This window comes from Eisenibacter elegans DSM 3317, assembly GCF_000430505.1.
GTDB classification, from domain to species: Bacteria; Bacteroidota; Bacteroidia; order Cytophagales; family Microscillaceae; genus Eisenibacter; species Eisenibacter elegans.
In genome coordinates this window covers 385,364-397,678 of record NZ_KE387154.1, presented here as the reverse complement: position 1 = coordinate 397,678, position 12,315 = coordinate 385,364, and the positions used below count along the sequence as shown (strand labels likewise).

The following is a 12,315-nucleotide window of genomic DNA, read 5'->3' as shown; positions in this document are numbered from 1 at the left end:
AAACCGAAAAAAATGTACCTTTGCGAAAAAACAACGATATGACAAAAGCAAGACCTTTTATAAAATGGGTAGGCGGTAAAAATCAGCTTTTAGAGCAGTTTGAAAATTACTATCCAAGTGAACTTAGAAAAGGCATTATCAAAAATTATGTTGAGCCTTTTTTGGGTGGCGGTGCTTTGTTTTTTGCTCTTTCGCAACGCTACAAAATTGAAAATGCTTATTTGTCAGACCTAAACAAAGATTTAGTTTTGACTTACCAAGTTATTCAACAACGCCCCAACGATTTGCTTGACTTTTTGGAACAGTACCAAAAAGATTATGACCAAACCGAACAAGAAAAACGCAATAACTTGTTTTTGGCAGTTCGCAAACATTTCAACCTGCAACGATTTGAGATAAACTATAAAAAGTTGTCTGATAATTGGATTTCAAGAGCAGCACAATTTATATTTCTAAACAAAACTTGCTTTAACGGACTTTTTCGCCTGAACTCAAAAGGCGAGTTTAGTGTGCCTTACGGAAAGTACAAAACAGCCACTATTTTTGACGAACCTAATATTTTGGCTGTTTCAAAAGCATTGCAAAATGCTGAAATTCAGCAGGCTAACTATTCAAGTTGCTTTGATAAAGTAAATGAAAACACATTTGTTTATTTTGACCCGCCTTACAGACCTATCAGCCAAACAGCAAGTTTTACGACTTATACAGGTGCAGAATTTAAGGATAAAGAGCAGTTAGAATTAGCCCAATTCTTTCAAAAATTAGACAGAGAAAAAGGAGCGAAATTGATGCTTTCCAATTCAGACCCTAAAAACGAAAACCCAGAAGATGACTTTTTTGAAAAGGCATTTTTAGGATATAATATTTTCAGAGTTTCGGCAGGTAGAGCCATCAATTGCAATGGTGACAAGCGTGGAAAAATAAACGAACTTTTAATCACCAACTATCAATATGAACCACAAACCTTGGCAATCAATTTTTGATACATACAACATTCACAAACACGATTTTTCAAAAAGTCCGTTTGTTTTGACAGCCGAACAAATCAAAAAAGCAACTGCACATTTCACAAACACTACTGAAAGAGAAGTTCGTGTTTTGTGCAAACAAGATACAAGAGAAAGCAGACCGCAGATTTTTGTGGATAATAATTTGTTTATTTTGCCTATTAAAAACGGAATTTACACCATTTTATAGGGAGAAAGCTATATTGATATTCCCGAAATTACCACTGAAGCAAGTATTTACAAGTCCAAACTTGATTTTGAGTTAGAAACTTCGCAAATCGGGAACTCTGAAATGCAGCATTTAGATTTTGCGTATGCGTCAAGTTTGGTGCGTAGTTTTTTGGAAGATGAAAGTTTGGTTTTGACTATTCGGGGCAGAAAATACACGCCAAAGTTTGAGTTTTATGCAGGACAGCATAAGCAACTTATCGCAACTGAAAGTGTACAAACGGAAGTAGATGCAGGTTATGAAGGCAGAAATCAAATCGTACTGATAGAAGCCAAAAATTCTGCAACTAAAAACACGATAATCAGACAGTTGTATTATCCGTTTCGTCAGTGGCAAATTCATACCAAGAAAAAAGTAAACATACTTTTCTTTGAGAAACGAAAAGATATTTATTCACTTTGGGAGTTTGGTTTTGCAGACGAAAATAACTACAACAGCATAGAACTCTTGAAAAGTGCGAAATTTGAGATACAGGACAAATAAAAAACATCAGCCAACATTACATTTGTTCAAGGCGGGCAGAAGGGCTAAATTGAACTTTTGGACTTTCTATTGGCTTTTGTAAGTGTAGAAACGGTAGTGCTACTAAGCCCGCCCTGCACAAATGCCATATCGTTTTGGGGTGATATGGCAAAAAAATCGCCCCAAAACTTGAGGCGATTCTTTTGAGGCAAAGTATATACTATGGCTTAGGCCAATACTTGCTTTACGCGTTCGGCGGCTTCTTTGAGAGAGATGGCTGAGTATACTTTCAGGCCAGACTCATCAATGATTTTGGCACCTTCTTCGGCGTTGGTTCCTTGCAAACGCACAATGATTGGTACTTGGATGTCGCCAATGTTTTTGTAAGCTTCTACCACTCCGTTGGCTACACGATCACAACGGACAATGCCTCCGAAGATGTTGATCAGGATAGCTTTTACGTTGGGGTCTTTCAAAATCAGGCGGAAACCAGCCTCTACTGTTTTGGCATTGGCGCCACCCCCTACATCGAGGAAGTTGGCAGGGTCGCCACCAGAGAGCTTGATCATATCCATTGTGGCCATCGCCAAACCAGCGCCATTCACCATACAACCTACGTTGCCTTCGAGCTTTACATAGTTGAGATGTGAGGCACGGGCTTCTACTTCGAAGGGATCCTCTTCGCGCTCATCACGCATCTCTTCGATTTTGGGCTGGCGGTAGAGGGCATTGTCATCGATGTTTACTTTACCATCTACGGCGATGATGCGGTTGTCAGAAGTTTTGAGGGCAGGGTTTACTTCTACCAACGAAGCATCGATGCCTTCATATGCCTTGTACAAGTTTTTGATGAAGCTCACCATTTCCTTAAATGCTTTGCCTTCGAGGCCGAGAGCAAAAGCAAGCTTGCGCACTTGGAAGTCGCGCAGACCGATTTTAGGGTCAATGATTTCGGTGATGATTTTCTCAGGAGTCTTTTCGGCTACCTCTTCAATATCCATCCCGCCTTCTGTACTGGCGATGATGGCATTGCGTCCGCTTTGGCGGTCGAGCAAGATGCTGACATAAAATTCTTTCGGCTCTGATTCTCCGGGGTAGTACACATCTTCTGCTACTAGCACTTGGTGTACTTTTTTGCCTTCGGGGCCTGTTTGGGGAGTTACCAATTGCATCCCGATGATTTGTGAGGAGATGGTCTTCACATCATCCAAGCTTTTGGCCAGCTTCACACCACCGCCTTTGCCACGGCCACCGGCGTGGATTTGGGCTTTGATGACATACCAGCTTGTGCCAGTGTCGGCGTTGAGTTTTTGGGCAGCTTCGAGGGCTTTTTCGGGAGTATCGGCCACAATGCCGCGCTGGATACCCACCCCGTAGGCGTTGAAAGTCTCCTTGGCTTGATATTCGTGAATATTCATGGTAAATCCGATTCGTTTGGGTAGTACGTTGATTTTTGCACTAAGCTATATGATTTTGGCAAAAATTAAAAATTTAGGCTCAAAAATATTCGATTTGCAGGCTGGCGCGCCCAAGCGCAACTTGCTATCTTTCAGTGTTTTATCTCTCTATCGTTTGATTTCCTATCTTTGGCTCTGTGTCGTTATTAGGGGCTGCCAAGCAGGCAATGGGCTTTGTGGGCTTTTGCGGCTGTCGGTGTTCGGAAAAACGCATAATTTCTGTAATTTTGCCTTTTACGATTCGATTGATTCATCACGCTATACACATTCCCTCTAAATATGAAAAATATCACTGTCATCGGTTCGGGCACTATGGGCAACGGCATCGCCCACGTATTTGCACAATACGGCTATGAGGTTTCGCTAGTCGATATTTCGGCAGAAGCCCTCCAAAAAGCCCTCCAAACTATCGACAAGAACCTAAGCCGCCAAGTGGCCAAAGGCAGCCTCAGCGAGGCCGACCAAGCCGCTACGCTGGCGCGCATCACGACCTACACCAATATCGAAGAAGCCGCCCCCAAGGCAGATCTCATCGTAGAAGCTGCCACTGAAAACATTGAGCTCAAGAAGAAAATCTTTGTCCAGCTCGACAGCCTCGCGCCTGCACATACCATCTTGGCCACCAATACCTCGTCTATCTCTATCACCCAGATAGCCGCCGTAACCAAGCGCCCTGACAAGGTAATCGGGATGCATTTTATGAACCCTGTACCGGTGATGAAGTTGGTAGAGGTAATCAATGGCTATGCTACCAGCGCCGAAACTACTGAGACCATTTTGGCGCTGTCTAAGAATATTAGCAAAGTACCTACGGCAGTAAACGACTACCCGGGCTTTGTGGCCAACCGCATCTTGTTGCCAATGATCAACGAGGCGATTTATGCGCTGTACGAAGGCGTAGGCGGTGTGTCAGAAATCGATACCGTGATGAAGCTTGGCATGGCACACCCTATGGGCCCGCTCCAATTGGCCGATTTTATTGGCCTAGATGTGTGTCTATACATCTTGCGTGTGATGCACGAAGGCTTGGGCAACCCCAAATACGCTCCGTGCCCGCTGCTGGTCAATATGGTCGAAGCCGGCCACAAAGGCGTAAAATCAGGCATCGGCTTCTACGAATACCAAGCCGGCAACAAAGAGCTGGTGGTGGCCCCACGCTTCCGTTAATGTATCGAGGCTCCAAGGGAAGCCACCTTTGGAGTCTCTCCCCCAGATTCCCCTAAAATTGCTATGCAACATAAATCACCACACGAGCGCCCCGTCATCGGCATTACGATGGGCGACTACAACGGTATCGGTATTGAAGTGCTCCTCAAGGCCCTAGACAACAACCGCATCCTCAAGATATGTACACCGGTGCTCTATGGCTCTATGAAGATAGTGGCGCGCTACCGTAAGCTACTAGACCTGAAGGACTGGTTTATCAATACCATCCCCTCAATAGACCAAATTACGCACAAAAAGACCAATCTGGTTACGACTTGGGATACCAAGCAGGTTGAGATACAGCCCGGCAGCCCTACAGAAGACTCAGGTAAGTTTGCTTTTTTGGCCTTACAAAAAGCCACCGAAGACCTGAAGAATGGCTTTTTGGATGCTGTTGTTACGGCTCCTATCAACAAACATAATATCCAGCAGGAAGGCTTCCGTTTTGCGGGGCATACGGAGTATTTTACGGAGCAGTTTGGCCAACAAGACAGCCTGATGTTCTTGGTGTCGGAGCGCATCCGGGTGGGCGTGGTTACGGGGCATATTCCTCACCAAGAGGTCGCCCGCCAGCTGAGTGCTGAGCGCATTAGCCGCAAGCTCCAGCTGATGCTTCAGTCGCTGCGCCAAGATTTTGGCATCGCCCGCCCCAAGGTTGCCGTATTGGGGCTGAACCCTCACGCCGGCGAAGACGGTCTGCTGGGTACAGAAGAGCAGCAAATCATCCGCCCGGTGATTGTAGATTTCAAAAAACAGGGCCACTTGGTGTATGGTCCTTTTCCGGCAGATGGCTTTTTTGCCAGCCACGACTACCGCCGCTATGATGCAGTATTGGCGATGTATCATGACCAAGGGCTGATTCCCTTCAAGATGATGGCTTTTGATGATGGAGTCAACTTTACTGCCGGCTTACCAGTAGTACGTACTTCTCCTGACCATGGCACGGCCTACGACATCGCCGGCAAGGGCATTGCAGACGAAGGCTCGATGTTGGCTGCTATTTTTGCGGCAGTAGATATTGTCCGCAGCCGAGAGCAATTGAGCACCACAGACACGCATTCGGACGAATAGCCACTCCCGAACCCAAAAATTAGCGTAGCTTTGTGATATGAAATGGTTTTTCCGCCGCCTGTACAGCCTATGGTGTTTGGCAGGCTTTGTTCTACCGATGTTGGTATTCTTGCCTTGGTTTTATGTGCTCCAACCTAACGGCAAGGGAGCGCTTTATGCTTCGTGGCTACACCGTTGGTGGGCACACATTTGCTTGGCTTGGGCGTTTATCCCCTACAAAGTACGCCGCGCTTCTGTGGTGGCTAGCCAAGGGCAGGCCTGTGTATACTGTGCCAACCACAGCTCTTTGCTCGACATCGTAACGATGGGCCTGATACCACGCGAAGCCTATACCTTTGTGGGGAAAGACACACTGACCCGCCCGCCGCTTTTTGGATATGTGTTTAAAAAATTTCACATCCCTGTGGTGCGTGAGCGCTCTACCGATGCCTACCGCGCTATGCAGCGCGCCAGCGAGGCGGTGGCTGCCGGCAAAAGCGTGATTATTTTTCCTGAAGGAGGGGTCTATACCAAAAACCCACCCGAGATGGTGCGCTTCAAAGACGGGGCTTTCCGGGTAGCGATTGAGCAACAAGTGCCTATTGTGCCCGTAACCTTACTCTTCAACTGGAAGTTATTACCTGATACGCCTGTTCCGGCAGCGTCTTGGGGTAGGGGCGAGGCCATCGTACACCCGCCCATCGATACCAAGGGACTGGGCTTAGATGATTTGGAGACCCTCAAAGCACAAACCCGTGCGGCCATCGAAGCCCCCTTAAAGCCCTATTTGCCCAAAAAAGAATCACTCAGCAAAGTATAATCATTTATCCCCCTTTTAAACCAATGAGTACCCCCAAAGTAGACATCCAAACCTTAGAAAAATTGGCTCACCTTTCGCGCCTGAGCTTTGACGCATCCACAGCTCCGGCCATGATTGCCGACCTCAACAAAATCTTGAACTGGATAGACCAACTAGACGCTATCGATACCAAGGACGTAGCGCCACTTATCCATATGTCGGAAGAGGTCAATCAATTGCGCCCCGATGAGGTAAAGCCCCACCTCGACCACCAACGCGGCCTTTCACAAGCCCCCGCCAAAGACTCTGACTATTTCCGTGTGCCCAAGGTGCTTGACCAAAGCCAAGAGAGCTAGTGCAGCCCGGGTTAGTTTTTGACTGATATTTGCCCAAGGGATGACCTCACAAGACGCACTCAAAACACAAGTAAGCCAACTACCCCACAGCCCGGGGGTGTATAAGTTCTTTGACGCTTCGCAAACCCTGCTTTATGTAGGCAAAGCCAAAGATTTGCGCAATCGGGTAGGGAGCTACTTCAACCAGTCGGCGCAACATAGCCGCAAGACCCTGCGCATGGTCAAGCAGATTATCAGGCTTGAGGTCGTATTGGTCAACAATGAGTATGATGCGCTCTTGCTCGAAAATAACCTCATCAAGCAACATCAACCCAAGTACAATATCTTGCTCAAGGATGACAAGACTTATCCTTATATCTGTATTACCAATGAAGATTTCCCCAAGATAGAAGTACTTCGCCAAGTAGACCGCCGCTATGGGACTTTTTTCGGCCCCTACACCCACGGTAGGGCGATGAGCGCAGCGCTTGACCTAATTCGGGAGCTGTACCCTGTGCGCAACTGTAGCCTAGCCCTCACCCCACACAACATCGCCGCCAATAAGTTCAAGGTATGCCTCGAATACCACTTAGGCAACTGCAAAGGTCCTTGCGAGGGCTTGCAGTCTGTAGAGGCATATGGACAAGATATTCAGGAAATCAAGCAAATTTTGAAAGGCAATGCCTCCGCTGTGGTTCAATCGCTCAAGGTAAAAATGATGGCTTATGCAGAGGCCTTGGCTTTTGAAAAAGCGCAGGAGCTAAAGGAAAAAATCACCCTGTTGGAAAATTTCCGCAGCAAGTCCTTGGTAGTCAATCCTAATATCGCCGATGTGGATGTGTTTTCTATCAGTACAGAAGAAAAAGGTGCATTTGTAAACTACCTCAAAATCAAGCAAGGAGCCATCGTCCACACACAAAACCTAGAGTTACAAAAGCGCCTCGAAGAGAGTGACGAAGAGCTGCTGACCTTTGCCGTGCTCCACTTGCGTGCGCAAATCGAGAGCCAAGCCCCCGAAGTACTGACCAATATTGCTCTCAGCACCCCACTCGAAGGGGTGGTATGCCACGTTCCTAAAATAGGCGACAAACGCAAACTCATAGACCTATCGCTCAAGAATGCGCTATTTGCCAAAAAAGAAAAACTACAAAAAGCCGAAGCCTTCCGCAAAAAACGTGCAGAGAGCGGGGTGTTAAATGAATTGCAAAAAGCGCTGAGTCTGCCCGTCCTGCCCTACATCATAGAGTGTTTCGACAACTCCAACATCCAAGGAACGAACCCTGTGGCTTCAATGGTGCAGTTTAAAAACGGCAAACCACACAAGAAAGAATACCGCCATTTTCATATCAAGACAGTGGAAGGCCCAAACGATTTTGCTTCTATGTATGAAATAGTTTACCGCAGATACAGCAGAATCATCAAAGAAAAACAAGCCCTTCCTGACCTCATTGTCATTGATGGAGGCAAAGGACAACTCAGCTCAGCCTGCCAAGCCCTCAAAGACCTACATATCTATGGCAGAGTAAGTATTATCGGCATTGCTAAGCGCCTAGAAGAGATTTATTTCCCCGAAGATGAGATTCCGCTACACCTCAGCAAGAAGTCGGCGGCGCTCAAAGTACTCCAACACGCCCGCGACGAAGCCCACCGCTTCGCCATCACCTTCCACCGTGATGTGCGCAGCAAAAATAGCCTCAACACCCAACTCGAAACCCTGCCCGGCATTGGCGAAGCCACCATCCAGAAGCTACTCAAAACCTATAAGTCGCTGACTAACATAGCCAAAGCCCCAGAAGAAGAGCTGGCCAAGCTCATTGGCCAAGCTAAGGCCAAGGTAGTATACGGGTATTTTCGGGAGAGCAGCCAGAGCACCAAACAAAACAACAGCCAAGACACGGAAAAACCATAGTTTATACTCCTTTAACAGGCTGAGAGCACAGGGTAGAAAAATATTTTCCAATCCGCATAGTTTTTCATTAAAAGATTGCCTACCTTTGTGGCTGAAATAACCACGCGATTATTTTTACTGTGCTTTGTACTGCATTGTATAGGAAGTCAGAACACTCTCTAATAACTAAGGGCACGAGTGGATGGCTAACCAGTCCTCCGCTCATAAAGGCGAATTCTGTTGACCTATCGGTGTATACAAAGGTGTTGATTGTAAAAATCAGTGAACCACCTCTTTCTCACTAAGCGTCAAGCATTTCGTTTTTAAGAATTTATCCAATTTCCCTTAATTATTCCGAATGAGTTTAGTAACATTCGAGCAGTTGTCTTTGTCTAGCGAAGTACAACAAGCGCTCCAAACTATGGGCTTCAGCGCCCCGTCTCCTATTCAGGCTCAAGCCATCCCATTTGCACTAGAAGGCCGCGACTTGCTCGGCCAAGCCCAGACAGGCACCGGCAAAACAGCCGCGTTTGCCATCCCTACCCTCGAAAACATTGATACTACCCTGCCCTATGTGCAAGCCTTGGTGCTTTGCCCTACCCGTGAGTTGGCGCTTCAGGTATCAGAAGAGTTTGGCAAAATAGGGCAGTATATTCCCCGTCTTTCTGTATTGGCTGTTTATGGTGGTGAATCTATCGACCGCCAAATTCGCGGTATCAAGCGCGGTGCGCAAATCATTGTCGGTACTCCCGGCCGTGTAATTGACCACCTCAAGCGCGGTACTTTGCAAATAGACCAACTCCGCACCATCGTACTTGATGAGGCCGACGAAATGCTCAATATGGGCTTTGTGGACGAAATCGAGTCTATCCTCCGCTTTGCTCCCGAAGACCGCCAAACGCTGCTCTTCTCGGCCACTATGCCGGAAGCCATCATGCGCCTGACCAAAAAGTATCAGCGCGACCCCGAAATCGTGAAGGTAATCCCTCAAAACTTGACGGCCAACCGCATTGAGCAGACCTACTTCCCCGTAAGAGAGGCCTACAAAGCTGAATTGCTCATCCGCCTGATAGAAGTAAACGATGTCAAAATCGGTGTTATCTTCTGTAATACCAAGCAACGTGTAGACGAGCTGGTAGCTACCCTCCAAGCACGTGGCTATATGGCCGAAGGCCTACACGGCGACCTCACGCAGATGACCCGTACCGTGGTGATGAACAAGTTCCGCCAAGGTATTGTCAACCTTCTTGTTGCTACTGATGTAGCCGCTCGCGGTATCGATGTAGACGATGTAGAGGTGGTATTCAACTACGATATTCCCCACGACCCTGAGTACTATGTACACCGTATCGGTCGTACAGGCCGCGCCGGCAAAAGCGGTAAAGCTTTCAGCTTTGTAGAACGTTATGATGTGCGCAACCTCAAAAATATCGAACGCTATGCGCGTGCGCCTATCGTCAAAGGTGAAATCCCTACTGTAGCCGAAGTACAAAAGCGCCGCCAAGCCCGCTTCTTGCTCCAGTGTAAAGAAGAAATGCTCAAAGCTACTCAAAACGACTACCAACACTTGGTAGACGAAATGTTGGGAGAAGGCTTTACGCTTGAGCAAATTACTGCCGCCTTGCTCAAGCTCCAACTTGGAGAACAAAACCAACGCGATGCACTACAAGAGGCTCTAGCACAACAAAATACCCAAACCCGCGACAGCTACGACAAAGGTGGCCGCCAAGGAGGGAAATATGGCAACCGACGCGACGAACGCCGTGGTGGCGAGCGTGGTGGTAGCCGCGACCGCTTCCAGCAGCGTGAGAGAAGCGGTGGTAGCACCCGCACCCGCTTTAGCGAGGAGGGGATGACCAAAATCCAGCTCAGCATCGGTAAAGAACATAACGTCAGCAAGGCTGACATCGTAGGCGCTATCACCGGCGAAACCGGCGTACGTGGCCACGACATAGGCCTCATCCGTGTGTATGACGAATACACCCACGTAGACGTTCAGAGCAGCCACGCTCAAAAAGTATTGCAAAAAATGCAGCACCGCCGCATCAAAGGCAATGCGGTAACGCTCGAAATTGCCCAATAAGGCAAGTCTTTGTCCAACAAAGCTTGACACCAATCCAGACCCCGCTACCCAAGGTAGTGGGGTTTTTTAATGTCCCTGCCCAAAATCATACTCCATATCCAGGCTATTCAGGTTGGTCTAACAACACAAAAGGGTGAATATCAGTGGTGTGGCTTATTACAAATCGGTGCCCTCTTGGTTGAGTCGGTTGAGTTGCTCAATGGTATCGACGGTAAACCAGTTTTTGGGATAGCTATCGGCGCAGTAGAGCTGTTTTTGAGCAATGAGTTGTTGCCAGAGCTGATAAAAATCCTCCACCGGCTCTGTGAGTTGGTTGATTTTATGTGGATTGAGCATCTGTATCCCCGAACAATAAGTAGGAGCGGGCTTGTGGCGGTTGAGCTCATACACACAATTGTTTTGGTGATGAATATAATCTCCTTCCAACCCAGCCACCGGCGCTACCGGCACCACCATACAGGCCGGCGCTTGGTATTTGTAATACTCGGCAGTAAGCAAGTCAAAATCTAGCTCGGTGATGTTGTCGGCAGTAAGCACAAACACGGGCTCGTCGAGATGCGCCATCAGGGTATGATATACCCACCAAGCGTTGCCCTTGCCATCGGTATTGAACACCGACTGCACCCCCAACTCGATGACATGTTGCGCCAACACAGCCCCCTTATAGCCTACAGTGATGTGCAAAAAAGGGATGGTAGGACGTATTTTGGCAATACCGTCGGCAATGAGGGTAGAGCCTTTGTAGGGAGCCATTGGCTTGGGGATGATGTCGGTCAGGGGCAACATTCGCGTGCCCCTGCCTGCCGCCATAATGAGTGCGTGCCGGATGGTTTTCATACGCCTGTTTCTTCAATGGGTGGGTTGTTGATGATGGCCAGTATTTCGGCTTCGCTTAGGCGCTCGGTATTGGCCGAAGACAGGCCGAAAGGCGTTGGGTTGGCTACTTTTTCGTTGAAAGAAATGAGGTAGTGCTTGATACCGTGAAAGTCGAGCTCTTGGGTATAGGGCAGCTCTAGCTCTCCAATGAGGTACTCGTCGTTGCGCTCGCCGGGCCGGCCTTCGATACGCTCATAGCTTCCGCCTTTGTGCTGTACCCATACTTCGAGAATTTCTTGCATTTGGGCGGCCTTCATCATCCGTGAAAGGACTTTGCCTTGGGTCAGCTCGATATGGTCGAGGGCGGTGATGACCAACTGTACGGCCTCATCGACGGTAAAGAAAAAACGGCGCATTTCAGGCCCTGTAGTGCCAATCACTCCTGTTTGGGCGTGCATTTTGCGCCACACTGGCAACACCGACCCCGTAGACCAGGCCACATTGCCATAGCGCACACACGTAAAGCGGGTGTTGGTTTTGTCGTTCATGGCACAAAAAAGACGCTCCATCGTTGCCTTGCTCAAGCCATAAATATTGCGTACGGGGGGGGCGGCTTTGTCGGTAGAAATACCGATGACCGTCCGCACTTCATTCTCCACAGCTACCCGTGCTACGTTTTGAGAGCCCACTACATTGACATCCACACACTCCATCGGGAATTTTTCGGCCAAATCGACAAACTTGGTTGCGGCAGCGTGAATCACCACCTTGGGCTTGTATGCCCTGAAGGTATCCCGCACAGACTCGATAGCGGCTATATCCATAGGAGCTACCTCACAGCCTGTGAAGGCTTTGGCTTCCATATTTTGCTTATTGTTGCGCCCGGTGAGTACTACCTCATAGCGGTCTTTGAGAGCCAAAGCAAGGCGTTTGCCCAAAAAACCGGTACCTCCGGTGATGAGTAGGGTGTCTTTCATAGTTTT

General features: G+C 48.0%; 12 protein-coding genes. 9 read left to right on the top strand and 3 right to left on the bottom strand.

Going from position 1 to position 12,315, the window contains the following annotated elements; all coding sequences use genetic code 11:
• Window positions 1-38: 38 nt before the first annotated feature.
• From G499_RS0117620 to G499_RS22180, 3 genes are read left to right on the top strand one after another with little or no spacing between them, the layout of a single operon-like run.
• On the top strand, window positions 39-983 hold the full coding sequence (locus G499_RS0117620) for a DNA adenine methylase (RefSeq protein WP_027001027.1): 945 nt from the start codon (window positions 39-41) through the stop codon (window positions 981-983).
• On the top strand, window positions 952-1,197 hold the full coding sequence (locus G499_RS22185) for a type II restriction enzyme (RefSeq protein ID WP_211231643.1): 246 nt from the start codon (window positions 952-954) through the stop codon (window positions 1,195-1,197). The genes G499_RS0117620 and G499_RS22185 overlap by 32 nt, the downstream gene beginning before the upstream one ends.
• A 12-nt stretch (window positions 1,198-1,209) precedes the next feature.
• Window positions 1,210-1,719 carry a DUF6997 domain-containing protein gene (locus G499_RS22180; protein WP_425387265.1) on the top strand — a complete coding sequence of 170 codons (510 nt, stop codon included), beginning with the start codon at window positions 1,210-1,212 and terminating at the stop codon, window positions 1,717-1,719.
• A 206-nt stretch (window positions 1,720-1,925) separates the two neighbouring features.
• Here the strand turns inward: G499_RS22180 and sucC are convergent, their stop codons facing one another.
• A complete protein-coding gene (gene sucC, locus G499_RS0117610; RefSeq protein ID WP_027001026.1) occupies window positions 1,926-3,116 on the bottom strand; it encodes an ADP-forming succinate--CoA ligase subunit beta in 1,191 nt (396 codons plus the stop codon).
• A 318-nt stretch (window positions 3,117-3,434) separates the two neighbouring features.
• Here sucC and G499_RS0117605 point away from each other — a divergent pair, with 318 nt between their 5' ends.
• The 6 genes from G499_RS0117605 (at window position 3,435) to G499_RS0117580 (ending at window position 10,516) form a co-directional block, all read left to right on the top strand.
• The gene (locus G499_RS0117605; protein WP_027001025.1) at window positions 3,435-4,322 is read left to right on the top strand and encodes a 3-hydroxybutyryl-CoA dehydrogenase; all 888 of its coding nucleotides are present in this window, start codon (window positions 3,435-3,437) and stop codon (window positions 4,320-4,322) included.
• Window positions 4,323-4,385: 63 nt separating this feature from the next.
• Window positions 4,386-5,432, top strand: coding sequence for a 4-hydroxythreonine-4-phosphate dehydrogenase PdxA (gene pdxA / locus G499_RS20645; RefSeq protein WP_035727981.1), 1,047 nt, complete (start codon window positions 4,386-4,388; stop codon window positions 5,430-5,432).
• 37 nt (window positions 5,433-5,469) lie between these two features.
• Window positions 5,470-6,231 (top strand): lysophospholipid acyltransferase family protein, encoded by a 762-nt coding sequence (locus G499_RS20640; RefSeq protein ID WP_051296373.1) that lies wholly within the window; start codon window positions 5,470-5,472, stop codon window positions 6,229-6,231.
• A 23-nt stretch (window positions 6,232-6,254) separates the two neighbouring features.
• Window positions 6,255-6,566 carry an Asp-tRNA(Asn)/Glu-tRNA(Gln) amidotransferase subunit GatC gene (gatC, locus tag G499_RS0117590; RefSeq protein ID WP_027001024.1) on the top strand — a complete coding sequence of 104 codons (312 nt, stop codon included), beginning with the start codon at window positions 6,255-6,257 and terminating at the stop codon, window positions 6,564-6,566.
• A 40-nt stretch (window positions 6,567-6,606) separates the two neighbouring features.
• A complete protein-coding gene (gene uvrC, locus G499_RS20635; protein ID WP_051296372.1) occupies window positions 6,607-8,454 on the top strand; it encodes an excinuclease ABC subunit UvrC in 1,848 nt (615 codons plus the stop codon).
• Between the two features lie 337 nt (window positions 8,455-8,791).
• Window positions 8,792-10,516 (top strand): DEAD/DEAH box helicase, encoded by a 1,725-nt coding sequence (locus G499_RS0117580; protein WP_027001023.1) that lies wholly within the window; start codon window positions 8,792-8,794, stop codon window positions 10,514-10,516.
• 156 nt (window positions 10,517-10,672) lie between these two features.
• On the opposite strand, the gene G499_RS0117575 is transcribed toward G499_RS0117580, so the two are convergent.
• Together G499_RS0117575 and G499_RS0117570 are read right to left on the bottom strand one after the other, a co-directional pair.
• A complete protein-coding gene (locus tag G499_RS0117575; protein WP_027001022.1) occupies window positions 10,673-11,353 on the bottom strand; it encodes a nucleotidyltransferase family protein in 681 nt (226 codons plus the stop codon).
• Window positions 11,350-12,309 carry a polysaccharide biosynthesis protein gene (locus tag G499_RS0117570; RefSeq protein ID WP_027001021.1) on the bottom strand — a complete coding sequence of 320 codons (960 nt, stop codon included), beginning with the start codon at window positions 12,307-12,309 and terminating at the stop codon, window positions 11,350-11,352. The genes G499_RS0117575 and G499_RS0117570 overlap by 4 nt, the downstream gene beginning before the upstream one ends.
• Window positions 12,310-12,315: the final 6 nt, after the last annotated feature.